We start from the raw sequence: 26,238 nt of genomic DNA, 5'->3' as shown, positions 1-26,238 counted from the left end.
TTTTATCTATGTCTTGGTCTCTCTTAACTACTTCTATTACCCCCATACCCACTGGGGGCGGCCCACCCAACCGCGCGCCCCGATTCTTTTTGCGGCTGTTGATTTTCTTCCTAAATGGCGGCCGATTTTTGCTTCTGGCCAGCGCCCTGAATGGCTTGGTTTAACAGGCCATTAACCATATCCCGGTAGTCATGGTTAACCATTCCATGGCGGGCAGACCATACGGTCGATGGGCTTATGCCTACCCCCTTGATGAAGTTGATCCGGCGTGTGCGGGACACGCCAGTGTTTGAAAAGGGGTAAATATCTTGGCTAGCATCATGACGAACGCTTCGGCTCTGACCGCGCTGCAGAGCCTGAACAACACCAACAAGCAGCTTGAAACCACTCAGTCGCGCATTTCGACCGGCTACCGCGTCGCCACCGCCAGCGACAACGCCGCCTACTGGTCGATCGCCACCACGATGAAGTCCGACAACAAGGCGCTTTCGGCCGTTCAGGACGCGCTTGGCCTCGGCGCCGGCAAGGTCGACACCGCCTACACCGCCATCACCGACATCAAGGACCAGGTCGACCTGATCAAGGCCAAGCTGGTCACTGCACGCAGCGCCAGCAAGGACGACCAGCAGAAGATCGCCACTGAGATCAAGGCTATCCAGGACCAGATCAAGTCGTCGGTCACCAACGCCTCCTATGCCGGCTCGAACCTGCTGCAGAACGACGCTGCCGCGACCTCCGACCTGAAGATCGTCGCGTCCTATAACCGCACCGGCACGACCGTCGCCATCGACACCATCGACGTCAAGGCGGCCGACACGCAGGTCCTCGATCTTCCCGGCACCGGCGGCATCGTCGGCGCTCTGCTGGCGACGACCTTCTTCGATCCCAGCACAACCCAGGTCCTTCCGGCAGCCATCGACACCGCACTTGGCGCCGTTGAAACGGCGCTTGCCAAGCTGTCCACGGGCGCTGCCTATCTCGGCGCCGCCAAGTCGCGCATCGATACCCAGAAGAGCTTCCTGTCGAACCTGTCGGACTCGATCGACAAGGGCGTCGGCGCGCTGGTCGACGCCGACATGAACAAGGAATCGACGCGGCTGCAGGCCCTACAGGTCCAGCAGCAGCTCGGCATCCAGTCGCTGTCGATCGCCAACGGCAACTCGCAGTCGATCCTGGCGCTGTTCAAGCAGTAAGCCTGACCCGGCTTTCTCCTTCTTGAATTGAAGGGCCGCGCCGACAGCGCGGCCCTTTCGCTTTGTGGCTGTGTTTTGACGCATGTCGTTGACACGGAACCGCTGCACTTCCGGGCGACATGCTCTATCATCTTCGCACAAGCTTCGCGGTCTAGTGTTCCCACGGAATATCATGCTGGGAGCGCTTGAATCGTGCCGCAACAGATCCAGAGCATCATCTCGAATCTCAGGGCATTTGGCGTCAGGCGCCTTGCCATGCTGGCCGGCATTGCCGCATTGGTGATGGCCGTCATCGGCATCGGCTCGGTCTATCTCAACCGCCCTGCCTATGAGACGCTCTATGTCGGGCTCGATCGCTCCGACGTGAACCAGATCGGCCTGGTGCTCGGCGAGGCCGGCATCGGCTTCGACGTCGGCTCCGACGGCACCTCCGTGCTGGTGCCGGCCGGCACCACCGCGCAGGCGCGCATGCTGCTCGCCGAAAAGGGCCTGCCGACCAGCGCCAATGCCGGCTACGAACTGTTCGACAATGTCGGCTCGCTCGGGCTGACCTCCTTCATGCAGCAGATCACCCGCGTGCGCGCGCTGGAAGGCGAGATCGCCCGCACCATCCAGTCGATATCCGGCATCAAGGCGGCCCGCGTTCACATCGTCATGTCCGAGCGCGCCAATTTCCGCCGCGACGAACAGCAGCCCTCCGCCTCGGTGGTCATCCGCTACTCCGGCATCGATGCTGAAAAGAGCGCCATGTCGATCCGCCATCTCGTCGCCGCCGCCGTGCCGGGCCTGTCGGCCGACAAGGTTACCGTGCTCGATTCCAACGGCAATCTTCTCGCCGCCGGCGACGATCCCTCCAACACAAGTGCTGCCCGCACGCTCGGCGTCGAGCAGACCGTCGAGGCGCAGATCGGCGACAACATCCGCCGCGCGCTGACGCCTTATCTCGGCCCCGACAATTTCCGCGCCAGCGTCAAAGCCGACGTCAATACCGACACCCGCCAGACCGAAGAGACAATCTTCGATCCGGAGTCGCGCGTCGAGCGTTCCGTGCAGTCGGTGCGCGCCAACGAAAACAGCAATCAGAGGCAGGCCTCGACCCCGGCCACCGTCGAGCAGAACCTGCCCGAGACCCAGGCGACCAGCACCGATGGTCCGCAGACGTCATCGGCGAACGACCGCAAGGAGGAGATCACCAATTACGAGATCAACTCCAAGAAGATCGCCACAGTATCGAACGGCTATTCCGTTACCAAGATGTCGATCGCCGTCGTCGTCAATCAGCAGCGGCTGATGACCATCCTCGGCAAGGACGCAACGCCCGAGCAGATCGCCAAGCGCGTTGCCGACATCCAGAAGATGGTGGCTTCGGCCACCGGCTTCGACGACAAGCGCGGCGATATCATCGATGTCTCGGCGGTCGAGTTCATCGACGGGCTCGACGGCGAGGCGGTCGAGCAGCCGGGCATAATGGCGTCGATCGGAACCCATGCCGGTACGATGATCAATGCCGGCGCGTTCATCGTCGTGGTGTTCCTGGTCGCCTTCTTCGGCCTGAGGCCAATGGCCACCGCGCTGAGCGCGCGGCCGACGCCGGCACTTGCCGGTCCGAGCTTCGACGACGTCCAGCGTTCACTGCCGACACCCGAAGCCGCCAGCGCCGAACCGGCGCCGGCTGCCTTGCCCGGCAGCCGCCCCGGCCCGACTCCACTCGACGATCTTCGCCAGAAGATCAGGCCGGCGCCGCAGGAGCGGCTTGCCCGCATGGTGGACATCAATGAGGAGCGCACCGCGCAGATCCTGCGCAAATGGGCGGCCCAGGAAGCAGCGGTATAGACCATGGCCTCGGCAGCGCTTTTCGACCTTTTGCCGGATTTCGGCGCACGCAGCCAGCGTGCCGGCCAGCCCTCGCTCGCGGCCATGGCCGAGCCAAGGCCGGAGACGTCGGCGCCGCAGGCCGACATCGGCGCGCTGATCGCCGAAGCGGTCATCGATGCCGAAGCCGCCCTTGAAGCCCGCCTTGCCATCGCCCACCAGGCAGCGCTCGAGGCGCAGAGACAGGCCAATGCCGATGAAGCAAAGGCCTTTCTGGAAAGTTTCGGCGGCGATCTCGGCGCGGTCGTCACTGCCCGTATCGAGATCATGGAGGCCAAGGTCAGCGACCTCGTCGGCGCCACCATTGCGCGCATCATTGGCGGCCTTGTCAGCGACGATCTGCAGAAGCGTTCGCTGGAAGCCCTTGCCGGCACGATCCGCGAAGCCGTCGGCGACAGCGAGGCGGTGCGCATCGCCGTGCGCGGACCGCTGTCATTGTTCGAGGCACTGAAGGCTTCGCTCGGCCCACGCGCGGCCAATCTCGATTTCATCGAGGCGCCCGGCTTCGACCTTACCGTCTCCATTGACGAGGCGGTGTTCGAAACCCGCATTGCCGAATGGTCGGCCGCCTTGTCGGAGGCCCTATCATGAGCGGGGGCCCTATTATGAACGAGTGGACGTCATGAGCGTTGTCGAGGCCGCAGACGCCAGGCACGAGATCATCATCGTGCGGCGCAATCACGACGACCACGACGACGCCCACCATGGCGGCGTCTGGAAGATTGCCTTTGCCGATTTCATGACCGCCATGATGTGCTTCTTCCTCGTCATGTGGCTGATCAACGCCGCCAACGAGCAGACCAAGGCGGCCGTTGCCAGCTACTTCAATCCGGTCAAGCTGGTCGATCGCAACGCCAGCCGCAAGGGCCTCGAAGACCTCGGCGATGGCCCGAGCAAGGTCGGGCTGACGGCCGACGACCCGCGGGACAAGACCAGCAAGGCCGGACAGGACGGCATCGGCGGCGCCGGCACCTCGGACAAGAAGCAATCGAAGGAATCGGCGCCGAAGACCGATCTTTCCGACGAGCATCTGTTTGCCGATCCCTATGCTGTGCTGTCGGAAATCGCCACCGACACCGGCGTCATGCAAAATGTCAGCGAGAAGGGCGATGGCGGCGCGCAGGCGTCCGGCCCGGCTACCGGCGCATCCGGCGGCCAATCCTACCGCGACCCGTTCGCGCCGGATTTCTGGTCGCAGCAGGTGGCTGCACCAGGCGCCGAAGCCACCGCCGAACGCACCAAGATCGAAGGCGATCCCCTGAAGCCGGGTGACAAGGCGGCACAGACGCAAGTGGCGGAGGTGAAGGCCGTGCCGGCCGCGCCGCCAGTGGCCGCGGCGCCGCTCGAGCCGCTGGCGAAATCCGTTTCCGATAAGCCGCTGACCAAGGCTGAAGCCAAAGCAGAGGCCAAGGCTGAAGCAGCGAAGGCCGAAATTGCAAAGGCCGAAGCCGCCGAAGCACAACCCGCACCCAAACCCGAAGCCGCAGAAAAAGCGCCGACGGCCGCCACTGTTAGAGCCGCGGCGCAGGTCAAGCAGGAACTGGCCGAGGCCTTCAAGCCAGGCGACAAATTGCATGATGGCGTCTCCGTCGAAGCCACCGACAAGGGTGTCGTCATTTCGATCACGGACCAGTTCGATTTCGGCATGTTCGAGATCGGATCGGCTGTGCCTAGGCGTGAACTGGTGCTGGCGATGGAAAAGATCGGCCGCATCGTCAACGAGCAGAAAGGCACGATCAGCATCAACGGCCACACCGACGCGCGGCCGTTCCGCAGCGACACTTACGACAATTGGCGGCTGTCCACGGCGCGCGCCCATTCCGCCTATTACATGCTGGTGCGCGGCGGCGTCGACGAGCGCCGCATCACCGAGGTCGCCGGCTTCGCCGATCGCGAGCCGAAAATTGCAGCCGACCCGATGGCGGCCGCGAACCGCCGCATCGAAATCCTGATGGCGACCGACGGATGAGGCGCGCCGCGATCATCGGCCGCGCCGTCGGGCTGCTGCTGCTGAGCGCTGTCCATCCGCCATCGGCCTTCGCCGAGGACGGCTTGCAGCCCTATCAGCTGGTGCGCTCGCTGCAGCTTGTGCAGGACCGCATCGCCGCCGGCGATCACGCCGCGCTGCCGATGCAGGCCAAGCTGCTCGAAATGGCCGACACAAGGCTGCGCGCGGCGGACGCAGATGATTTCAGCGACCCGAAGAATTTTCGCGCCTTGCTGGTCTATGGCATGAGTGGCGGCAACCCCGTCACCGTCGAGGCGGCGGTGTCGCGCGCCAAGACCGACCCGCAAAGCCTGACCATCGCCAAGGGCATTGTCGATTATCTGAACGGCCGGCAGGCGGCTGCGATCGAGGCGCTGAAGCCGATCGATCCGATGACCCTGCCCCCCGATGTCGGTGCCTTTCTGGCGCTGGTCAAGGGCTCGCTTCTCGCCACCGAGCAACCGGTCAGCGCGCTTGCGCTGCTCGACGATGCTCGCCTGCTCAGCCCCGGCACGCTGGTCGAGGAAGCAGCGCTGCGCCGCTCGGTCGGCATCGCCGCCGCGCAAGGCGACGGTGCGCGTTTCGCGCTTGCCTCAACCCAATACGTCGAAGACTACCTCTATTCGCCCTATGCCAGCCAGTTCGCCGACGCCTTCGTCTCCGGCGTCATCACGCTGCACATGGCGATCAGCCAGGACAAGCTCGCCGACATCACCGCAATGATGGATCCAGAACGCGAGAAGGTGATCTATCTGCGCATCGCCCGCCGCGCCGCGATCGACGGCTTTGCCGATCTCTCCGCCTTTGCCTCGGCAAGGGCTGAACGGGGCCGCGACGGCATCCACAATCAGGACGATCCGCGCGCCCAGCTCTATTCCAGCCTGTCCACGGTAACGTCCGGCACCATCGGCGAGGTCCGCGCCAAGCTGGACAAGATCGATCGCAACCAGCTTTCGCAAAGCGACCGCGACCTGCTCGATGCCGCGCAGGCCGTGGCGGGTGAAGTCATCGCCCCGCCGGCGCCGCTGCCTGCCGAAAAGCCCGCACCTGCCGCGGCCAGGCAGGAGCCGGTCAAGACCGCGGCCGTGGAAAGACCCGACGAGCCAGAGCTGCCGCCGGTCGAAGGCGCGATGCCGGAACAGCCAGCCGCCACAACGTCGAGTGAACAGCCCGCAACCGACCAACCGAAGGCGGCAAGTGAGCCGGCCGCGCAGGCACCGAGCACGCCAGAGGCAAAGGCGGCGGAAACGCCTGCAGTCGCCTCGGCCAGCGATGCGGCTCCGGTCGTGCCGGCATCGGTGCCGGCCCCCGCCGCAGTAGAGCCTACCGATCCCACCGACGCCGCCATGGCGAGGACGCGTCACCAGCTCGATTTGATCGACCAGATGCTTGGAGCAGCCCCGAAATGACCACCAATGTTGGCCAGGCCCTGCCGGCTCCCGCGCACGCCGGATCGAAGCAGTCGGCCTCAAACGCCAAAGGTGGCGACAAAAGCTTCGGCGACATGGTGCGCGGCGACGACGATGCGCCGACACCGATAGGCCAGGGAGCAATTGAGGCCGCGTCGCACGAGCTGCATTGGGCCAAACGCAGCCCTGCCGGTCCCGGCAAAAGCGAAATCCCACACACCCAGTCTGGCAAGACGGGGACGAAATCCGCTGCCGGCAAGGCCGCAAAAGAACATGCCGATAGTCGCCCGGACAAACCATCCAACGACGCTGAAGTGGCCGGACGAGACGCGGATGCAGGACCGCTGCAGGATCATTTGCCATTGGTGCTGGCGCTGCACGATATCAGGCATTTCTCAACGGTCCGGACAAGCGGGAACGGCATCGCGACGAATGGACAGACTGGGCAACCGGCGCCCGCTGGCGAGGCCATTTCTGCACAGACGTCGCCTCTGAAGAGACACCGCGCAGCTTCCGGCATTGACGACAGACTCGACACGACGACGCGATCCGAACGGGCCAAGACCGGTACCAGCGTATCAGCACGGGATCAGGGGCAAAAGCTGCCCGCGATCGGGCTCCAGTCCGGCAAACTGCCGCATCAGGATGGTCCGACGCCTCCTCTACTGGCGGACCAGACGGCAAGCGACGTTTCGGCACCCGAGGCAAAACGGTCCGCGCCGTCGGCGAAGTCCGTCGATGGAGCCCATTCCGCGGCATCGTCCACACAGGGAAAACAGCCGCCATTCGCTGCGCGCGTCGACATTGTCGCCGAGCAGAGTTTCCCGGCCCCGGCGCAAAGCCCGATGAACCAGACGACTTCGGCGCTTATCGACGCGCTGGCTTCGGATAGCGGCCTGCGGCAAGCGGTTTCGACGCCGTCGACGACCGCCCAGACGGCCGGTTCTGTTGCCGTTCCGACACATATATTGAAGATCGAGCTTCACCCGGCAGAGCTCGGCATGGTCACCGCCAGTCTCAGGCTTTCCGGAGAACAACTTTCGATAGAATTGAAGCCCGAAACCCATGAGGCTTACCGCCGTCTCGCCACCGACAGCGACGCCATCGTGAAGTCGTTGCGCGGGCTCGGCTTCGATGTCGACAAGGTCACCATCCTGCAACCCTCGATAGCGATCCACGCAGCGGCCCGCAGCGATGCAGCGAACTCGCATATGCCGCAAGGCCGCGACCAGTCCGCTTTTCAGCCCGGAAACTCGAGCGGCAACAATACGGGTTCGGGCGGCCAGCAGTCGGGAAGAAGCCGCAATGATGATGCCCAGGAATTCGGCCGCGCTGGCGCGCCTGCTCGCGAGCGCGCTGGCGACGATATGTTTATCTAGCCTCGCCACCAAGCCGGCCACCGCCGCCACCAACCCTTGCGAGCCCGAGATCTTGCGTGCCGCCGACCGCTATGGCGTGCCCGCCGGCATCCTCTATGCGGTCGGGCTGACCGAGACCGGCAAGAAGGGTAGCTTGCAACCTAACGCCATGAATATAGAGGGAAAAGCGGTATTTCCAAGGAGCCGCACTGAGGCCCTAGCCGCCTTCGAAGCAGCCCGACGTGAGGGCAAGACGCTGATCGACCTCGGCTGCATGCAGATCAACCATCACTATCACGCCGCGCATTTCCGCAGCGTCGACGACATGCTCGACCCGCGCCAGAATGTCGACTATGCCGCGCGCTTCCTGGCCAGCCTGCATGCGCGTCATGTCAGCTGGTCGATGGCCGTCGCCCGCTACCACGCCGGCCCCGACAATGACCCCGCGCAGAAATTCTATGTCTGCCGCGTCATCGCCAATATGGTCGCCACCGGCTTCGGCAAATGGACCCCGAACGCCCGCAACTTTTGCAACCCTTAGGTGAATCATCTCTTGCGAACGGCTGCAAATCCACGCCCGGCGGGTGACGTGCCACGTCACCCGTTCGGCAACCAACGATACAACCTCCTGATTGCGGTTATTTCGAAACTCGAAATAACTCCCAAGAAAATAGCTACAAGAAATGATGGTTGTTCAGGATTCCCGGCACCGGTTACGGCTCTTCCCACGGGGCAGATGATCTGATTCGGGGGCGGGGCCGATGATTGTAATCGTTGACGAGCGAGAGCTCGTAACTGAAGGCTACAATTCACTTTTCGATCGTGAGGGCGTTGCCTGTGCAGGCTTCGCGTCCGGTGAATTCGGCGAGTGGGTGACATCGGCCGCCGACACGGATTTGCGATCGGTCCGAGCCTTCCTCATTGGCGACTGCCGCGAAGGCGCCATCTCGCCACGCCAGATCCGCGACCGCACCGGCGCTCCGGTCATTGCGCTGAGCGAACAGCACTCGCTCGAGAATACGCTGCGGCTGTTCGAGAGCGGTGTCGACGACGTCATACGCAAGCCGGTCCATATCCGGGAGATCCTGGCCCGCATCACCGCCATCCGCCGCCGCGCCCATGAGGACGTCAGCTACACCGAGATCGGCGCCATGCGCATCTTCATGGACGGCCGCGATCCCGAGATCGATGGCCAGCCGTTGCCTCTGCCGCGCCGCGAACGCCGCATCCTCGAATATCTGGCGAGCAACCGCGGACGCCGCGTCACCAAGACCCAGGTCTTCAACGCCATCTACGGCATCTTCGACGAAGAGGTCGAGGAGAACGTCGTCGAGAGCCACATCTCCAAATTGCGCAAGAAGCTGCGCGAAAAGCTCGGCCAGGACCCGATAGATTCCAAGCGCTTCCTTGGCTACCGGCTGGTGTTCTGATGGCGGTCTGCGCCAGCCTCGCGCAAGACAGAAATTATATCCTCGCGACCACAGATGGGCCCAACGATGTTGGGCATTGAGGAGACGTTCGATGAGCCTTTACGGAATGATGCGGACCGGCGTTTCCGGCATGAACGCGCAGGCCAACCGCCTTTCGGCCACAGCCGACAACATCGCCAATTCCGACACCACCGGCTACAAGCGATCCTCGGCCGAGTTTTCGACGCTGATCATGCCGCAGGTCGGCGGCGCCTATAATTCCGGCGGCGTCAACACCACCATCCGCTCGGCCATCAGCGCCCAGGGCGTGCTGCAGTACACGACCTCGGTTTCCGACCTTGCGGTCAACGGCAACGGTTTCTTCGTCGTCCAGGACCCCAGCGGAACGCCTTTCCTCACCCGCGCCGGCGCATTCGTTCCCGACGCTCAGGGCAGACTGGTCAACGCCGCCGGCTACCAGCTGATGGCCTACAGCTACGCCAACGGCACACCGGCTGCCACCGCCAACGGTTTCGAAGGGCTGGTGCCGGTCCAGATCTCCGACCAGGAAATGACCGCGACGCCCAGCACCGCGGGCAACTTCAACGCCAATCTGCCGGCCGGCGCCACGCCGCCCGCCGGTCCGCTGCCGTCCACCAACAGCCCGACGGCGGAATACACGTCGAAATCCTCGATGGTCACCTACGACAATCTCGGCAACAAGAAGCTGCTCGACCTCTATTTCACCAACACCGGGACCGGCACCTGGTCGGTCTCTGTGTTCGACCAGTCCCAGGCGACGCCGGGCACATCCTTTCCCTATACGGGCGGCGCGCTGGCCACGGCCAACCTGACCTTCGACACCACCACCGGCAAACTCACCGGCGCCGTCGATTCGATTACCATCCCCGTACCGGGCGGTGCGTCGCTCGACCTCGATTTGTCCAAGCTGACTCAGCTCGGCACCGGCTTCACGGTCTCCGAAGCCAAGGTCAACGGCAACGCGCCCAGCACGATCGAAAAGATCCAGATCGGCGAGGACGGAGTCATTTACGCCCAGTATCAGGACGGCTCGACCAAGCCGCTGTTCAAGATCCCACTGGCCGACGTCCAGAGCGCCGACAACCTCACCGCACTGCCTGGCAATGTCTATGCGCAGTCCACCGACTCCGGCACCGTGCGCATCGGCTTCGCCAATGAAGGCAAGCTCGGCAGCATCATCTCCGGCGCGTTGGAAAATTCCAACGTCGATATCGCCGAGGAATTGACCAACATGATCGCGGCGCAGCGCAGCTACACCGCTAACTCGAAAGTGTTCCAGACCGGTTCCGACCTCATGGATGTCCTTGTCAACCTGAAGAGATAAACGACGGGCGCCAGGGGAATGAACCCAAACCAGAGCAGCGCGGTGCGCGGATTTCGAATTCAAGGCCACACCGGCAAACCGGCCGGGGTGGTCTGGAATTGCAGGTTTCCGAACGCCGACGCCGCCGACAGGGCAGAGACGTCATCCCCTCCCCACTGGCCTCGTGAAAGACCCGCATGTCGCTGACTTCCGCATTGACCATAGCCCAACAGTCGCTTCAGACCACATCGAAGCAGACCAGCGTCCTTTCCCGCAATATTGCCGACGCCAGCAACCCCGACTATGCCCGCCGCACGGCGGTCGTCGTCAGCAGCGCGCCCGGCGCCCGCTCGGTCGAGATCCAGCGCGCCACCAACGCCCTGCTGTTTCGCCAGAACCTTAGCGCGCAATCGGCATGGAGCGGCCAGAGCACGCTTTACAGCGGAATTGACCGCCTCGCCGTTGCCGTCAACGGCGTCGACAACGCCTCCTCTGCCTCGACCGCGATCGGCAAGCTGCAGAACGCGCTGCAGCTTTACGCCGCTACGCCATCCAACCAGAACCTCGGCTCCAGCGTCATCGACGCGGCCCAGCAGGTGGTGCGCGCTCTGAACGACGGCACCAACGCGATCCAGGATTTCCGCACCCAGGCCGATGGCGAGATATCAACGGCGGTTAACGATCTCAACTCGCTGCTTAGTCAGTTCCAGGACGCCAACAAGGCGGTCATCTCCGCAACCCGTTCGGGTACCGACGCATCCGACGCGCTCGACCAGCGCGACGCTTTGCTGAAGAAGATCGCGGACTATGTGCCGGTGTCGACCTTCACGCGTGGCGACAACGACATGGTCATCACCACCAAGGATGGCACGACACTGTTCGAGACCATTCCGCGCTCGGTAAGTTTCACCCCGTCGGCGGGCTACACGGCCGGCACACCAGGCAACACCATCTACATCGACAATGTGCCGGTCAGCGCCGGGGCTGGCGGCAACACCAGCGCCGACGGCAAGCTCGCCGGGCTCATCACCTTGCGCGACGGCGTCGCGGCGACGATGCAGAGCCAGCTCGACGAAGTGGCGCGCGGCCTCATCACCGCCTTTGCCGAAACAGCACCTTCGCAGCCCGACCGAACCGGCCTGTTCACCTGGTCGGGTGCGCCCGCCATTCCGGCCGCCGGCACGCTGATCGACGGGCTTGCCGGCTCGATCAAGGTCAACGCCGCAATGGACTCGAGCGTCGGCGGCAATCCGGTGCTGCTGCGCGACGGCGGCGCCAATGGTGCGGCCTATATCGCCAACACTGCCGGCAACGCCTCCTATTCGCAGCTCTTGATCGGCTATGGCGACAAGCTCGACAAGCCGATGCCTTTCGACGCTGCGGCCGGCATCACCGTCACGTCCAGCGTGTCCGACTACGCCGCCAATGCCATTGGCTGGTTCGAAGGCCAGCGCCAGCAGGCCTCGAGCAACGCCGACGCCAAGGAAGCGCTGGCATCGCGCACCGCCGAGGCGCTGTCCAACGACACCGGCGTCAATGTCGACCAGGAGATGTCGCTGCTGCTCGACCTCGAACACACCTATCAGGCCTCGGCGCGCATGATGAAAACCGTCGACGACATGCTGTCGGCCCTGCTCGATGCCGTAGGATAAGCCATGAAAGCCACATCCGTCTCATCAGCCGCCCTCTCCAACGCCGCGCGCTATCAGCAGATGCGCATGCAGGCCGAACTGGTCAAAGCCACCAAGGAATCGACGACCGGCACCGTCGCCGATGTCGGTCTGGCGCTCGGCGCGCGCACCTCGCAGGCGGTCACCTTCTCGCGCGACCTCGACCGGTTGAACGTCATCATCGATTCCAATTCGCTGGTCACCGCGCGGCTGTCCTCGACGCAGGCTGCGCTTGGCCAGCTTTCCGACACTGCGCAGAATTTGCTGACCGCGCTGACCGCCGCCGGCAATTCCTCGAGCACCATCACGCAGCAAGCCGGCAAGGCCGCCGTGCAGCAGATGACCTCTATCCTCAACGCCAGCGTCAACGGCGAATATCTGTTTGCCGGCACCAACACCGACGTCAAGCCGATCGACGATTTCACCGCCGCGGGCTCGCCGGCCAAGGCGGCGTTCGACGCTTCCTTCTCGTCGTATTTCGGCTTCACGCAGGCCGATCCGCTCGCTGCCAACATCACCGCCGCCCAGATGGACGGCTTCATCACCAGCAATGTCTTGCCGCAGTTCATGGGCTCCGGCTGGCAGGCCAACTGGTCGAACGCCACCGACCAGCAGATCGTCAGCCGCATTTCGCTGGGCGAAACCACCCAAACCTCGGCCAGCGCCAATGACGACAGCATCCGCAAGCTCGCCATGGCTTCCGCCCTGATCACCGGCCTGCTGTCCGGCAATATCAGCCAGGCGGCGAAGACCACCGTTGTCGGCCGCGCCCAGGCGATGGTCGGCGAGGCGCTGGGCGGGCTAGGGCAACTGCAGGCCGAGACCGGCCTTGCCGAGAAGCGGGTCTCCGACGCCAGCGACCGCATGAAGACGCAGGTCGACCTGTTCGAGCGCCATATCCTTGATCTGGAAGGCGTCGACCCCGCCGAGGCAGCCACCCGCGTCGCGGATCTGACGCAGCATATCGAGACGTCCTTCGCGCTGACCGCGCGCCTGCAGCAGATGAGCCTGCTGAACTACCTGACCTGACAATCTCAACCGCAACGGTAGAGCCAAACGATGTACCAATTCTCCTACGCCGACATCCAGACCGACTCCGTTGCCGATGCGAAAGATCGCGAGCGGCAGCTTTTGACCCGCTCGATCGAAATGCTGGCGGCGGCGGCGGCGGTCGGCCACACCTCGATGGAGGCGGTCGAAGCGCTGCACTTCACCAACCGGGTCTGGACCACCTTCGTCGAGGATCTCGGTTCCAGCGACAATGTCCTGCCCAAGGAACTGCGCGCCAACCTCATCTCCATCGGCCTGTGGCTGCTGCGCGAGGCCGAGGACATCCGCCAGGGCCGCACCGACAATTTCGAAGGGCTGATCAAAGTGTCCCAGATCATCCGGGACGGCATTCAATGACCAACACGCTGAAGATATCGCTGAAGCCGAACGAGAAGATCTACATCAACGGCGCCGTCATCCGCGTCGACCGCAAGGTCACCGTCGAGCTGATGAACGACGTACAGTTCCTGCTCGAGAACCATGTCATCCAGGCCGACGATGCCTTGACGCCGCTCAAGCAGCTCTATTTCATCCTGCAGGTGATGCTGATGAACCCGGCCGGCGCCATCGAGGCGCGCGCCATGTTCCGCCGCTCGCTGCCCTTGCTTTTGGCAAGCTTCGAGGATGAGCAGATCAGTGGCGCGCTGAAGCAGATCGACCGCATGGTCGGCGAAGACCATATCTATGAAGCGCTGAAGGCTATCCGTGCGCTTTATCCGCTCGAACGCCGCGCACTTGGCGGCAATGACGATGTTCAGGGTGCGAAGCGCCCGCTGGCCGTGGGAGCACAATACTGATGAATGTGGACATGACGACGACGATCCCCACGGGCGCCAACCAGGGCACCCAGCAGACGTCGAAGACAGCGGTCGACTACCAGTCGTTCCTGAAGCTGTTGATCGCCGAGATGAAGAACCAGGATCCGACGAAACCGATGGATTCGACGCAGTATGTCGCCCAGCTCGCCACCTTCTCGCAGGTAGAGCAATCGGTGCAGACCAACACCAAGCTCGACCAGATCATGCAGTCCTCGGCGCTGTCGCAGGCCGATGCCTTGATCGGCCGCTCGATCACCTCGGCCGACGGCAAGACGACCGGCGTCGTGGCCTCGGTCAAGCTTGCAAGCAACGGCGTGATCGCCGTGTTGCAGAACGGCACCGAAGTGCCGGTCGGCGCGGGCGTTTCGATAAAGCCGGCCAGCTAGACAGTTCCATAGAGGCGCGCTCACATGAACGAGGCCGACGCACTCGACATCGTCCAGTACGCGGTATGGACGGTGCTTGTTGCTTCCGCGCCGGTGGTGCTGGTCGCCATGGTGGTCGGCATCGGCATTGCCCTGATCCAGGCCCTGACCCAGATCCAGGAAATCACCCTGACCTTCGTGCCCAAGATCGTCGCCATCATGCTGGTCGTGGCGCTGACCGGTCCGTTCATCGGCAGCCAGATCTCGGCCTTCACCAACGTCATTTTCGAGCGCATTGAAAACGGGTTCTAGGCAGCGCTTGCAGGCGGCTGTGTTCCGGCTAGATTGCAGGCCATGACTCAGGCAGAACTCACCGGCAGGCCATGTGCGGAATAGCCGGCGTCTGGCGCAAACGAAACCCGATCGACGCCAACGACCTGTCGGATGTCGCCAGCATGATGCAGGCGTTGGTACATCGCGGCCCCGACGATCATGACAGCTGGCACAACAATCGGCTGGCGCTCGGTCACCGCCGACTTACCATCATCGATCCCTCGCCCGCCGCCCGTGAGCCGATGCTGACTTCTTCCGGCGATGGCGTTCTCGTCTACAATGGCGAGGTCTACAATTACCGCTCGCTGCGCGAAACGCTGCAGGCGCAAGGCGTCGTCTTTCGAACCATCTGCGATGCCGAAGTGGTTCTCGAAGCCTTGCATCACTGGGGCCCCGAAAAAGCCGTGCCGCTGTTCGACGGGATGTTTTCCTTCGCCTATTTCGACGCTCGCAGCAGTGCGCTGTGGCTTGCGCGTGACCGTCTTGGAATCAAGCCGATGTCGGTGGCCGACACGCCGGAGCGAATCCTGTTCGCCTCGGAGGACAAGGCGATCCTCGCCTGCGACGGTTTTCCGCGCGACATCGACAGCCGCGAGATCACCTTGCGGCTTGCCTGGCAGAGCCGCGATTCCAGCTACAGCCTGTTCGACCGCATCGAGCGCCTGCCGCCCGCCGGCCTGTGGAAGATCACCGATGGCGTTATCGAGAAGCGCCGCTTCTGGCATGTGCTGGACGTGCTGGAGACCGCGCGCATTACCGGCGATGCATCCGCTGATGCTGAACACATGGCGACGCTCGAGGCGTTGCTCAAGGACAGCGTCGGACTTCACTGCATCGCCGATACCAGCGTTGCCACCGCCTGCAGCAGCGGTGTCGATTCCGGCCTGATAACGGCGCTGGCAAAGCGGTTCAGGCCGGAAGTCCACGGTTATGTCGTCGACCCGCAGCTCGGCAACAGCGAGGCCGAAGACGCCGAACGCACCGGCCGCCATGTCGGCGTGCCCTTGCGCCGGGTGCCGGTCGACAGGAACCGGTTTTTCGAACTTTGGCCAAGGGTAATCTGGCATCTTGAAAGCGATGGCTGGCACGCCAGCCATGTCGCACTGCTGGCGCTTGCCGAACGATGCCGGGCCGATGGCGTCAAGGTGCTGCTCACCGGCGAAGGCGCAGACGAATTGTTTGGCGGCTACCCCTTGCAGGCCTTGAGCATGAAGAAGTGGCGTTCCTGGTCGTGGCCCCGGCGCCTGGTCCATTCGAAGCGCTCGCTCGACCGGAGATTCGAGCAACAGCGTCATGCCCCCTACAAGGTCTCGGCTGGAAGCCACTCACAAATGGATCGCAGCATGGTCCTGCGTGCTTTGTCGCCGGAGCTGAATTTTCTGCAAACCGAGATCTTCGACCGCCTGGAGCCGGTTATGCCGCCCGCGGATCGCGCCTTTCTCGGTAGTTGCCTCTACGACCTCTATTCGCATCTGCAGGACATCCTGCACCGGCACGACCGGCTGAGCATGGCGGCGTCCGTGGAACTGCGGGTCCCGTTCCTGGAAAACCGCCTGATCGACTTCGCCATCCATTTGCCGAGGCGGCAGAAATACCGCGACAAAACAGGAAAATGGCTTTTGCGAAAGGTCGCTGAAAAGCATATTCCGCGCCAGAACGTCCAGGCGCGCAAGATCGGCTTCGAGATGTCGTCGCAATTTTCGGCCGGCACGGAGACTTTGCTACGCGGCGGTTTCCTGCGCGATGCCTTGAAATGGCCCGCCGCGAATTTGGAGGACATGGTCCAGTTGGCGCGGCGCGAGCAACCGTCCAGGCTGCGGCTTGTCGGCATGGAGCTTTTCCTGCGCCTTCACGCCGGCGGCGAGACGACAGGCACGCTGACCGAAGCCTTGCATACCGCTGCCCGGGACAGAAGCTGACTTCGCGCGCGGCCGACAGCCCCGCGCAGTGGACCAATGAGAACATCGCTCTGGGTAGCGGACCATTCCCGGCTGACGTATTTTCGCCTTGCTATCCTGTTGTTGGACCATGATCTTTTTCGAAGACGCGTTCGCCCTTTTGGATGTCGTGCTCTATTTCAAACGGATGCCATGATTGTCGTCCCCGCGGACGAAACCAGCACGTTAAGGTGGGACAGGTCTGATGATCGATGACGAGCCGGACAGCGAACGCGTTTCGGCGCTGGCGCCGTTCCGGCACGGCATCTTCCGCGCCGTCTGGTCGGCCAGCCTGGTGTCGAATTTCGGTGGCCTGATCCAGGGCGTCGGCGCCGCCTGGATGATGACCACCATCGCCACGTCGCCCTATCAGGTGGCGCTGGTCCAGGCCTCGGCCACTCTGCCGATCATGCTGTTTGCACTCGTCGCCGGCGCCATCGCCGACAGCTTCAACCGGCGCAAGGTGATGCTGATCGCCCAAATCTTCATGCTGGTCGTCTCTGCACTTCTAACGCTGTTCACCTGGAACGGCTGGATGACGCCGTGGACGCTGCTTGCCTTCACCTTCCTAATCGACAGCGGCACGGCGCTCAACAACCCGTCCTGGCAGGCATCGGTCGGCGACATGGTGCCGCGCAACAAGCTGCCGGCCGCGGTTGCACTCAATTCACTGGGCTTCAACCTGACACGCAGCGTCGGCCCGGCGATCGGCGGCATCATCGTTGCCGCCGCTGGTGCGGCTGCTGCGTTCGCCGCCAATGCGCTGAGCTATATAGGTCTCATCATCGTGCTCTTCCGCTGGAAGCCGGAGCTGCCGGTCTCGACGCTGCCGCGCGAGACGCTGGGCGCCGCCATGGGCGCCGGCCTGCGCTATGTCGCCATGTCGCCCAACATCGGCAAGGTGCTGGTCAGGGGCTCCGCCTTCGGCTTCAGCGCCGGCGCGGTTTTGGCGCTGCTGCCGCTGGTGGCGCGCGACGTCGTCAAGGGCGATGCCTTGACCTACGGCATCATGCTCGGCGCCTTCGGCATCGGCGCCGTCGGCGGCGCGCTGATAAGCGTGCGTCTCAGACAATTGCTGTCCAGCGAGACGATGGTGCGGATGGCCTTCGCCGGCTTTGCCGTCTGCGCCTTCAATGCCGCCATCAGCCTCAATGCCTGGCAGACTGCGGCGGGTTTGCTCATCGGCGGCGCCTGCTGGGTGATCGCGCTGTCGCATTTCAACGTCACGGTGCAGATGTCGACGCCGCGCTGGGTCGTCGGCCGGGTGCTGTCGGTCTACCAGACGGCGACCTTCGGCGGCATTGCGCTGGGCAGCTGGATCTGGGGCGTCGTTGCCGATGCGCATGGCGCCGAAACCGCGCTGATTGCGGCGGCCATCGCGATGCTTGTTGGCGGCGCCATCGGCCTGTTCCTGCCGCTGCCGCAGCAGACGACTCTCAACCTCGACCCGCTCAACCGCTTCAAGGAGCCGCATCTCGGCCTCGACCTGAAGCCGCGCAGCGGCCCCATCGCCATCATGATAGAGTACATTATCCGCGACGAAGATGTACCCGAATTCCTCGCCACCATGGCCGAGCGCGGGCGCATCCGCCGCCGCGACGGCGCCCGCAACTGGACGCTGGCTCGGGACCTAGAAAATCCCGCAGTCTGGATCGAACACTACCACACGCCGACCTGGCTGGAATACATCCGCCACAACCGGCGCGCCACCCATGCCGACGCCGTCGTCGGCGAGCGGGTGCGGGCGCTGCACAGCGGCGACGAACCGCCGCGCGTGCGCCGCCTGATCGAGCGCCCGACGACCGCCGGCACCGCGCTGGTCTCGCCGAAGGGGCCGATCGATCACTGAGCTCGCCATAGCCGTAGCGCCGGTCAGCCGGCGCTCTGGATCATGTAGAGCTTGCGCGTGGTCTCGCGTATCAGCCACTCGCCCTTCCAGCCCTGCGGCAGGACGAGGAGATCGCCCGGACCGAGTTCCCGCACCTCGCCATCGATGCGGCTCAGTTCCACGCGCCCCGAAATGATGTGGCAGATCTCCGACGAGTCCGAACGATCGGCGGTGAAGCGGCCGGGCGTGCATTCCCAGATGCCGACATCGACAGTCCCGTCAGGCGATTGAAAGAACGAGCGCACGGCCTCGACCTGATCGCCTTCAATCGAGCTTGGCTTAGGAGAGAACGCGCCGATCTCGGCCTTGGCGAGATCGTGGAAGGTCGAAAGATCGATCAAGTCTAGCTCCATGGATAAGAGCAATTCCAGGAAAGGGGTCTGCCCCGGAATTGCGTGAGAACAAATGGCTTTAGTGGCCGGTGATGCTGTCGGCCAACGCGGCCAGCTTCGAGGTGCGCGCAAGCCCTGCCGCCTCGCGGCCATCGGCAATGCGATAAAGCTGGTACATCGAATGCACGCCCAGCCAGCGGAAGGGCTCCGGTTCCCATGGCCTGACCTTGCGGTTGACCCAGGGCAGCTTCGTCAGCTCGGTGTTTGCCCCGAGAACAAGGTCAGCCAGCGTGCGCCCCGAAAGGTTGGAGCTGGACACGCCGAGGCCGACATAGCCGCCGGCCCAGCCGATGCGGGTCGCGGGATCGAGGCCGACCGTGGTGCACCAGTCGCGCGGCACGCCGAGCACGCCGCACCAGGCGTGATCGATGCGGCATCCCTTGGTCTGCGGCAAGAGCGTCGTCAGGATCGTGTGCAGCTGGTCGATCGTGGCCTGCTGCGTCTGGCCGTTGACGTCGGTGCGCGAGCCGTAGCGATAAGGCACGCCGCGTCCGCCCATCGTGATGCGTCCCTCACGCGTGCGCTGGGCATAGCAATAGGCATGCGCCGCATTGCCGAGCAGTTCGTGCCCTTCCCAACCGATGTCGCGCCACAGGTCGGCAGGCAGCGGCTCAGTCACGATCTGCGCGCTGTTGAGCGCCAGCCAGGTCCGCTCCTCGCCGGGGATGCCTGATGTAAAACCCTCGGTCGCGCGGATGATCGTCTCCGCCTGCACCGTACCGCGGTCCGTCGTCACGCTGCCCTTGGCGATGCTTGTCACCGTCGTCTTCTCATAGATCGGCACGCCCAGCCGCTCGACGGCATCGGCAAGCCCGCGCACCAGCTTGGCCGGCTGCACCCGCGCCTGGCCATGGACGACGAAGCCGCCCATGACGTTACGGATGTTGATGCGCGTGCGCGTTGAGGCGGCGTCCAGCATCTCGACGCGGTTCGGGTCGACATCCCAGGAACGGATCGTCTCGCATTCTTCGCGCACGCGCTCCAACTGCGCTGCGTTGGTGGCCACCGTCAGATTGTCGACGCGGCGAATGTCGGCGTCGATGCCTTCCTCGGTCGCGACCCGGATCACTTCATCAACGCAGCCTGCCATCGCCGCCTGCATCGCCATCACGCCTTGGCGGCTCGATGTCTTGAGATATTTTTCGCGCGACCAGCTGAAGCCGCCCGACAGCCAGCCGCCATTGCGCCCCGAAGCGCCGAAGCCGGCAAATTCGCGCTCGACGATCACGACGCGCAGCGATGGCTTCGCCTTTTTCAGATAGTAGGCGGTCCACAGGCCGGTATAGCCGGCGCCGACAATGGCGACATCGGCCTCGATGTTTCCAGGCAAGGACGGGCGCGGAACGGGAACCGCCCCCAGATCCGCATACCAGAACGATATGTCGCCGTTGCGCTTGGCTTGCATGGAATGACTTTCAGATGAGATCAGGCCAGATGGGATCAGGCCAGATGGAATCAGGTGAGTGTGGTGTCGGCGCTTGCGTCGTCCGCCAGCAGCTTGGCGTCGCTGCCGTCGAAGCAGAGCTCGACCTTGTCGCCGAGGCCAAAACTCTCGCCGGTCAGCGGTGAGCGCACGATCGCGGCCGAGCCGTCGGCGAGCTTAACTTCGTATTTCGATTCCGAGCCGAGATAGATGGCTTCCGCGATCGTCCCCGACAGGCGGTTGGCGCCATTGGCAGCACTTTGGCCGGCTCTTCGGATCGCGAGCTTTTCGGGACGCAGCAGCATCACCGGGCTGGCTTCTCCCGACAGCTTACGCGGTACCGTCACCGTCTCGCCGGCGATGCTCAGCGCGGTGCTGTTGCCATCGCTGCGCGCCTCGCCGCGCAGCACGGTGGAATCGCCGATGAAGCGGCCGACGAACAGCGTTGCCGGCTCGTCATAGAGCTGGCGGCCGGTGCCGACCTGCTCGATGTGCCCGCGGTTAAACACGGCGACGCGGTCGGACAGCACCAGCGCCTCTTCCTGGTCGTGCGTGACATAGACGAAGGTGGTGCCGAGCTCGCGGTGGATGCGCTTGATCTCGAGCTGCAGCCATTCGCGCAGCTTCTTGTCGAGCGCGCCGAGCGGCTCGTCCATCAGGAGCAGCGGCGGGTCGAAGACGATGGCGCGCGCCAGCGCCACGCGCTGCTGCTGGCCGCCCGACAATTCGCTGGGATAGCGATGCGCGAAATCGCCCATCTTGACCATGTCGAGCGCCCTTGCCACGCGTGTCTGCCGCGTCGCCTGGTCGACGCCGCGCAGCGTCAGCGGATAGGCGACGTTGCGGCCGACGCTCATATGCGGGAACAGCGCGTAATGCTGGAAGACGACGCCGATGTTGCGCTTGTGCGCCGGCACGCCGACGACGCTTTTTTCCCCGACCAGAAGCTTGCCGCTGGTGACATCGGTGAAACCGGCAATCACGTTGAGCGTCGTCGTCTTGCCCGAGCCGCTGGGGCCGAGCAGCGTCATGAACTCGCCGGGCTCGATGCGCAGCGACACGCCGTCCAGCGCCTTGAAGCCGCCATAGGCCTTGCTGATCGCTTCGAGATCGATCGCCGCGCCCTTGCTTGTCGGCTTCGGATTCATTGGCGTCCTTTCCGCTCGCGGCCAAGAAGGAGCATGCCGCCGCCGATCAGGATCGTGGTCGCGAAAAGCAGGATCGTGCCGACAGCCGCCACCGTCGGATCTGCGTCGCGCGTGATCGAGGCAAAAATCTGCACCGGCAATGTCTTGAGATAGGGGTTGGTGATGAACAGCGACACGACAATCTCGTCGAACGAGGTGGCGAAAGCGAACAGCAGGCCGGAGAGCACGCCCGGCGCGATCAGCGGCAGCGTCACCGTGCGAAACGTGGTCAGTGCGCCGGCGCCCAGGCTGGCTGCGGCTGTCTCCAGCCGGCGGTCGAACACTTCGAGACTGGCCGAGACCGCGATCAGCACGAAGGGCAGCGCAAGGATGGTGTGGGCCAGCACGAAGCCGAGCAGCGTCCCGACGAGCTGCGTGTCGAGATAGACGGCATAGATGCCGATCGCCAGCACCACGCCCGGCACCACCATCGGCGTCAGCATCAGCATACGCAAAAGGTTCGCCGGCCGCGCCTTCATGCGGTCGAGGCCGAAGGCGGCAAGCGTGCCGAGCACCGTTGCCACGACGGCAACGATGGAGGCGACTTTCAGCGAGTTCAGGAAGCTGTTCGACCAGTCCGGATTGGTGGCGAAATTCTGGTACCACTGCCAGGAAAAGCCTTGCGGCGGAAACGCCAGCGATTTGTTTTCGTTGAACGACATCGGCACCACGACCAGCGTCGGCGCCACCAGCCATATCGCCACCAGCAGGCAGACGAGCCCGAGAAGAACGCGGGTGAGCGGCTTCATCTCCATTAGCGCCGCCCCGCTTCCCGATGCCTGGACCGCATCACGGGTGCTGCCAGCGCCAGCAGCACGAAGGTGGTGACCAGCAGAACGACGCCCATGGCGCCGCCCCTGCCCCATTGCAGCAGGCTCAGCACCTGCGTCTGCACCAGCGTCGACAGCATGGTCGAGCGCGGGCCGCCGAGCAAAGCAGGCGTGATGTAGAAGCCGAGCGACAGGATGAAGACGATGATCGCGCCGGCATAGACGCCGGGCAGCGACAGCGGCAGATAGACGGTGAAGAACGCGCGCGACGGCCGCGCACCGAGGCTTTGCGCCGCACGCATCAGCCTGAGGTCGATGCCTTGCATCACGGAATAGAGCGGCAGGATCATGAACGGCAACAGCACCTGCGCCATGCCGATGACAACGCCGGTCTGGGTGCGGATCAGCTTGACGCCGCCGAACCCGACCGAGCGCAGCAACGAATTGATGACGCCCGAATCCTGCAGCAGGATCACCCATGACAGCGTTCGCACCACACCACTCACCCAGAACGGGATCAGCACGCAAAGCACAAGCACCAGCCGGACGCGCGGCCCGACCGCGGTCATCAGATAGGCATAGGGATAGGCCGCGATGACGCAGACCAGCGTCACCCAGGCCGAAATGACGAAAGTCCGCTGCAGCACTGTCAGGTTGACCGGCGCGCCGAAGAACCAGGCATAGTTCCGCAGCCCCCACTCAGGTTCCGACAGGCTGCGCAGTACGATGGTGAGCAGCGGGTAGCCGATCACCGCGACAAGCAGGATGAGCGCCGGCGCCGTGAGCGCGAACGGCCATGCCCGACCCGGCCGCGCATGGGCGGCGGGTTGGGCGATGGGTTCGGACGCGCTCACGGCCTGGCTCTCACTTGGCTGTTCAGTTGCCTGCCATCAGCGCCGACCACTTCTCCTGCGCCACCGGGAAGTTCTCGACCCAGAACTTGATGTTCTGCTTGTAACCCTGCTTCTGGCGCTCGGGCGTGTTGGTCAGGAAGGCGGCGACCGACGCATCGACCTTGGGCTGCGCGTCATTGTTGATCGGCGTATAGGAGGTCTGCTGCGCCAGGATCTCCTGCGCCCCCTTGCCGAGATAGGCATTGAGCAGCGCATAAGCCGCATCCGTATCCTTGACGCCGACCGGAATGGTCATCTGGTCCATCACCACCAGCCAGTCCTGCCAGGCCGGCGCATATTTGGCGCCGTTCTTCACCGCCGTCATGGCACGTCCGGTCCACATCATCAGCATGTCGGCTTCGCCAGATTCGGCAAGCTGCTGCGATTCAGCGCCGGTCTTCCAATAGATCGTGTCGGGACCGAGCTTGCGGATGACATCGATGGCCTTGTCGATGTCGGCCACCGTCATCGCCTTCGGGTCGCCGCCAGACGCCTTCAACGCCTGCTCCAGCAGGCCGCCCGTCGGGTCGCCCGAACCGTCGAGCGCGCGCGTGCCGGGGAATTTTGCCGTGTCGAAGAAATCGGCCCAGTTCTTGGGCGGGTTATCCCCATACTTCTCCTTGTTGTACATCAGCACGACGCCGTAGTTCATGGCCGGCACCGAGCATTCGCCGACCTGGCCCTCGGGCACCTTGGAGACGTCGAGCTTGCTGAAATCAAGCTTCTGGAACAGCTTGCCGCAATAGACGTAAGGCGGCAGGTCGGCGGTGTCGACGACGTCCCACGTGACGTTGCCGGATTCGACCTGCGCCTGCAGCTTGGCGATCTCTGTCGGCCCGTCATTGAGCAGCGTGGCGCCGGACTTTTCGACGAACTCCTTGAGCGCGGCGGCCTGGCCGTCCTGGTAGATGCCGCCATAGGAGACGAGCGTCAGCGTCTTGCCCTTGAGCGAGCCTTCCTTGACCTCACCCGCGACAGGCTTTTCCTGCGCGAACGCTGCGGTTGCCAGAACGCCGAGCGCCAGCACGGCGCCAAGGCCAAGATGTCTTGTTTTCAGCATGATTATTGTTCTCCCATTTGACCCGCATGGATTGAACCTACCTGGCTGCGAGCGGTTTCCAGGCCCTGTATTGATCGAGTTCGGCGCGCACCGAAGTCGGTGGCGCAATGATCCACATCACCTCGGCTCGGCCACTGCCGATGTTCTCTGAGCGATGTGCTGTCGATGTCGCGTATTCGATGCTGTCGCCCTCTTCCAGCACATGCCTGACATCGCCGAGCGAAACCTCGACGATGCCGCGCAGCACGACGAGCATCTCGTGCGCGTCGCCATGGGTGTAGAGCGCTGGGCCGGTCGAGCCGCCGATTTCGAACTCGCCGACATAGACTTCCATGTCGCTTAAAGGGGGACGCGAGAGCAGCATCTTGCGGCAGCCGTCGCTGGGCGGCAGGCTCGGCCGCTCGCTGCGCAGCAAGACCCCGCGCTGCCCGGCGGCACTATCCTCGAACAGCATCGCCACGCTCACCCCAAGCGCCGAGGCCATCTGGTTGAGCGAGGCGGTGCTGGCGCCGGTCAGGCCGCGCTCGAGCTGGCTGATGAAGCTGGCGCTGGTCCCGGTCAGCTCGGCGAGTTCGCGCAGCGAAAGCCGCCGGCCGAGACGCAGGCTCTTCAGCCGCTGGCCCAGCATCTGATGGGCATGCGTCGCCGTCGAGGCGACGCCATTCTTGACCGGAGCCTGGTCGGTGCTCATCCCGTCTTTTTCTCCCACTGAACAATTTGTACAGTGACACTGTACACGTGGCAAGCGCCGAGTAGGGACATTTAAGATGCCGGCCGAGGCCTAGTCTTCGCCCGACAGGTCGCGCCGCGCCTTGTCGAGTTCCTCGGCGTAGCGCCGTATCAGATGGCCCTCGGTCAAAAGCCCGACAACGGCCCGGTTGTCGAAATTCTCGACCACCGCCAGTTCCTCCGCGACGGCGCGCTGGATGGTTTCGGCGGTGGACTGGACGTTCATGGTCGGCACCAGCACCGCATGCCGGAATTTGGCCGGCGCCAGCACCGGCGTCTCACCATCGGACGGATCGCTGTGCAGTTCGGCGACGATCAGCACGCCGACATAATGCCGGCTGCTTGCGGCGCCATTCTGGCGCTGAGGAGCAGTCAGGCTTGCCGCCCCGCTTCAATTCCCCGCGAGCGTGTCGAGGTATATGAGCGATCGCTTACGCAATCGACGCAGCTGTGTTATTTTTGCCCGTCTCTATTTCCCTCAAGGAGGAGAACATGAGTGCGCGGGGATTTTTTTCATTAGCTGTTGGCATGATTTTTTTGAGCTCGTCTGCGGTGAGCAATTCAAGCATGGATATGCCGGTTAGGTCTGTTGTGTCACACCCGATGTCTCTTTTGTTGGCGGGAGGCAATCCGGAAAGCCAAAGCCGGCCGGCAAAGGAATTTATCCAGACTGCACAACAAGATGTTTGCTGTCCTGGCGGCTACCCTTGGTATCGCAATTCGACGAACACCTGCTACGGCAGCTATGAAGACTGCCACGATACCGATGGCGGCGGATGGTCCTGCAGACAGGTCAACGCCTGCTAGACTTTCTTGGGCCCACGCCTTCTTGACTGTGCCCGGTCCTCAGATCGGCTTCGGCTCGCCGGCCTCATAGAGCATGAGGTTGCGCTCGCCTATGCCGAGCGATGCCCAACTCGCCCGCCAATCGGCGATGTGAGGCGAGCGGAAATGCGCGTCGAGCGCGGCCCTGTCGCTCCACACCTCGGTTACATGGATGAGCCCGACGTCGAGCACGTCCTGCGCGTAGGAGTATTCGATGCAGCCGGGCTCCGCACGGCTGCCCAGTATCATGCGCCGCATGGCCGGCCTTGCCTCGTCGAGCCGTTGCGCAGGCAGGCGAATGGTGCCGATGATCACCAGCATGATC

At 63.8% G+C, this 26,238-nt stretch carries 27 protein-coding genes; 18 read left to right on the top strand and 9 right to left on the bottom strand.

Features of this window, described 5'->3' with window-relative positions:
* Positions 1-308 precede the first annotated feature (308 nt).
* The 17 genes from NKI37_RS24620 to NKI37_RS24540 all read left to right on the top strand — a co-directional run bounded on the left by NKI37_RS24620 (position 309) and on the right by NKI37_RS24540 (position 18,595).
* Complete coding sequence (locus tag NKI37_RS24620) at positions 309-1,193, top strand: flagellin N-terminal helical domain-containing protein (RefSeq protein WP_023683302.1); 885 nt, start codon at positions 309-311, stop codon at positions 1,191-1,193.
* Between the two features lie 192 nt (positions 1,194-1,385).
* Complete coding sequence (fliF, locus tag NKI37_RS24615) at positions 1,386-3,026, top strand: flagellar basal-body MS-ring/collar protein FliF (protein ID WP_023695749.1); 1,641 nt, start codon at positions 1,386-1,388, stop codon at positions 3,024-3,026.
* A gap of 3 nt (positions 3,027-3,029) precedes the next feature.
* Positions 3,030-3,656, top strand: coding sequence for a hypothetical protein (locus tag NKI37_RS24610; RefSeq protein ID WP_023695748.1), 627 nt, complete (start codon positions 3,030-3,032; stop codon positions 3,654-3,656).
* A 31-nt stretch (positions 3,657-3,687) separates the two neighbouring features.
* The gene (locus NKI37_RS24605) at positions 3,688-5,034 is read left to right on the top strand and encodes a MotB family protein (RefSeq protein ID WP_023683299.1); all 1,347 of its coding nucleotides are present in this window, start codon (positions 3,688-3,690) and stop codon (positions 5,032-5,034) included.
* Positions 5,031-6,461 (top strand): MotC family chemotaxis protein, encoded by a 1,431-nt coding sequence (locus NKI37_RS24600; protein ID WP_023695747.1) that lies wholly within the window; start codon positions 5,031-5,033, stop codon positions 6,459-6,461. Before NKI37_RS24605 ends, NKI37_RS24600 begins: the two co-directional genes overlap by 4 nt.
* Positions 6,458-7,840 carry a flagellar hook-length control protein FliK gene (fliK, locus tag NKI37_RS24595; RefSeq protein WP_352788575.1) on the top strand — a complete coding sequence of 461 codons (1,383 nt, stop codon included), beginning with the start codon at positions 6,458-6,460 and terminating at the stop codon, positions 7,838-7,840. The genes NKI37_RS24600 and fliK overlap by 4 nt, the downstream gene beginning before the upstream one ends.
* The gene (locus NKI37_RS24590) at positions 7,773-8,360 is read left to right on the top strand and encodes a transglycosylase SLT domain-containing protein (protein WP_444848970.1); all 588 of its coding nucleotides are present in this window, start codon (positions 7,773-7,775) and stop codon (positions 8,358-8,360) included. The genes fliK and NKI37_RS24590 overlap by 68 nt, the downstream gene beginning before the upstream one ends.
* 220 nt (positions 8,361-8,580) lie before the next feature.
* Positions 8,581-9,249: a response regulator transcription factor gene (locus tag NKI37_RS24585; RefSeq protein ID WP_023683295.1), complete on the top strand. Its 669-nt coding sequence runs from the start codon at positions 8,581-8,583 to the stop codon at positions 9,247-9,249.
* 91 nt (positions 9,250-9,340) lie between these two features.
* Positions 9,341-10,594, top strand: a complete 1,254-nt coding sequence (locus NKI37_RS24580; RefSeq protein WP_023691731.1) for a flagellar hook protein FlgE — start codon at positions 9,341-9,343, stop codon at positions 10,592-10,594.
* A gap of 176 nt (positions 10,595-10,770) precedes the next feature.
* Positions 10,771-12,225, top strand: a complete 1,455-nt coding sequence (gene flgK, locus NKI37_RS24575) for a flagellar hook-associated protein FlgK (RefSeq protein WP_023686357.1) — start codon at positions 10,771-10,773, stop codon at positions 12,223-12,225.
* A 3-nt stretch (positions 12,226-12,228) separates the two neighbouring features.
* Positions 12,229-13,272, top strand: a complete 1,044-nt coding sequence (locus NKI37_RS24570; RefSeq protein ID WP_023671892.1) for a flagellar hook-associated family protein — start codon at positions 12,229-12,231, stop codon at positions 13,270-13,272.
* 30 nt (positions 13,273-13,302) lie between these two features.
* The gene (gene flaF, locus NKI37_RS24565) at positions 13,303-13,650 is read left to right on the top strand and encodes a flagellar biosynthesis regulator FlaF (protein ID WP_352788570.1); all 348 of its coding nucleotides are present in this window, start codon (positions 13,303-13,305) and stop codon (positions 13,648-13,650) included.
* Positions 13,647-14,090, top strand: a complete 444-nt coding sequence (gene flbT, locus NKI37_RS24560; RefSeq protein ID WP_023671894.1) for a flagellar biosynthesis repressor FlbT — start codon at positions 13,647-13,649, stop codon at positions 14,088-14,090. Before flaF ends, flbT begins: the two co-directional genes overlap by 4 nt.
* Positions 14,090-14,497, top strand: coding sequence for a flagellar hook assembly protein FlgD (gene flgD / locus NKI37_RS24555; RefSeq protein WP_023671895.1), 408 nt, complete (start codon positions 14,090-14,092; stop codon positions 14,495-14,497). Before flbT ends, flgD begins: the two co-directional genes overlap by 1 nt.
* Before the next feature lie 24 nt (positions 14,498-14,521).
* Positions 14,522-14,788 carry a flagellar biosynthesis protein FliQ gene (gene fliQ, locus NKI37_RS24550; RefSeq protein ID WP_023671896.1) on the top strand — a complete coding sequence of 89 codons (267 nt, stop codon included), beginning with the start codon at positions 14,522-14,524 and terminating at the stop codon, positions 14,786-14,788.
* A 71-nt stretch (positions 14,789-14,859) separates the two neighbouring features.
* Entirely contained in the window at positions 14,860-16,728 is a 1,869-nt protein-coding gene (gene asnB / locus NKI37_RS24545) for an asparagine synthase (glutamine-hydrolyzing) (RefSeq protein ID WP_023691732.1), read from the top strand.
* A 223-nt stretch (positions 16,729-16,951) separates the two neighbouring features.
* The gene (locus NKI37_RS24540; RefSeq protein WP_023671898.1) at positions 16,952-18,595 is read left to right on the top strand and encodes an MFS transporter; all 1,644 of its coding nucleotides are present in this window, start codon (positions 16,952-16,954) and stop codon (positions 18,593-18,595) included.
* A gap of 23 nt (positions 18,596-18,618) precedes the next feature.
* Here NKI37_RS24540 and NKI37_RS24535 read toward each other — a convergent pair whose 3' ends face one another.
* The 8 genes from NKI37_RS24535 to NKI37_RS24500 all read right to left on the bottom strand — a co-directional run bounded on the left by NKI37_RS24535 (position 18,619) and on the right by NKI37_RS24500 (position 25,410).
* Positions 18,619-18,987: a cupin domain-containing protein gene (locus NKI37_RS24535; protein WP_081725355.1), complete on the bottom strand. Its 369-nt coding sequence runs from the start codon at positions 18,985-18,987 to the stop codon at positions 18,619-18,621.
* 58 nt (positions 18,988-19,045) lie between these two features.
* Positions 19,046-20,431 (bottom strand): NAD(P)/FAD-dependent oxidoreductase, encoded by a 1,386-nt coding sequence (locus NKI37_RS24530; RefSeq protein ID WP_023695740.1) that lies wholly within the window; start codon positions 20,429-20,431, stop codon positions 19,046-19,048.
* A gap of 50 nt (positions 20,432-20,481) precedes the next feature.
* Entirely contained in the window at positions 20,482-21,597 is a 1,116-nt protein-coding gene (locus tag NKI37_RS24525) for an ABC transporter ATP-binding protein (protein ID WP_023683285.1), read from the bottom strand.
* On the bottom strand, positions 21,594-22,391 hold the full coding sequence (locus NKI37_RS24520; protein WP_023683284.1) for an ABC transporter permease: 798 nt from the start codon (positions 22,389-22,391) through the stop codon (positions 21,594-21,596). Before NKI37_RS24520 ends, NKI37_RS24525 begins: the two co-directional genes overlap by 4 nt.
* Positions 22,391-23,260 carry an ABC transporter permease gene (locus NKI37_RS24515; protein ID WP_352666925.1) on the bottom strand — a complete coding sequence of 290 codons (870 nt, stop codon included), beginning with the start codon at positions 23,258-23,260 and terminating at the stop codon, positions 22,391-22,393. The genes NKI37_RS24520 and NKI37_RS24515 overlap by 1 nt, the downstream gene beginning before the upstream one ends.
* Before the next feature lie 22 nt (positions 23,261-23,282).
* Positions 23,283-24,359, bottom strand: coding sequence for an extracellular solute-binding protein (locus NKI37_RS24510; RefSeq protein WP_023686368.1), 1,077 nt, complete (start codon positions 24,357-24,359; stop codon positions 23,283-23,285).
* A 37-nt stretch (positions 24,360-24,396) separates the two neighbouring features.
* Positions 24,397-25,050 (bottom strand): helix-turn-helix domain-containing protein, encoded by a 654-nt coding sequence (locus NKI37_RS24505; protein WP_027049833.1) that lies wholly within the window; start codon positions 25,048-25,050, stop codon positions 24,397-24,399.
* A 90-nt stretch (positions 25,051-25,140) separates the two neighbouring features.
* Complete coding sequence (locus tag NKI37_RS24500; protein WP_023683280.1) at positions 25,141-25,410, bottom strand: hypothetical protein; 270 nt, start codon at positions 25,408-25,410, stop codon at positions 25,141-25,143.
* Between the two features lie 170 nt (positions 25,411-25,580).
* Between NKI37_RS24500 and NKI37_RS24495 the strand changes: the two genes are divergently transcribed.
* Positions 25,581-25,895, top strand: coding sequence for a hypothetical protein (locus NKI37_RS24495; protein ID WP_156941226.1), 315 nt, complete (start codon positions 25,581-25,583; stop codon positions 25,893-25,895).
* A gap of 39 nt (positions 25,896-25,934) precedes the next feature.
* Here NKI37_RS24495 and NKI37_RS24490 read toward each other — a convergent pair whose 3' ends face one another.
* Positions 25,935-26,234 carry a putative quinol monooxygenase gene (locus NKI37_RS24490; RefSeq protein ID WP_023683279.1) on the bottom strand — a complete coding sequence of 100 codons (300 nt, stop codon included), beginning with the start codon at positions 26,232-26,234 and terminating at the stop codon, positions 25,935-25,937.
* Positions 26,235-26,238 lie beyond the last annotated feature (4 nt).

The organism is Mesorhizobium sp. M0626, from assembly GCF_040320665.1.
In the GTDB taxonomy this organism is placed as follows: domain Bacteria; phylum Pseudomonadota; class Alphaproteobacteria; order Rhizobiales; family Rhizobiaceae; genus Mesorhizobium.
This window is presented reverse-complemented; position numbering and strand designations above follow the sequence as displayed.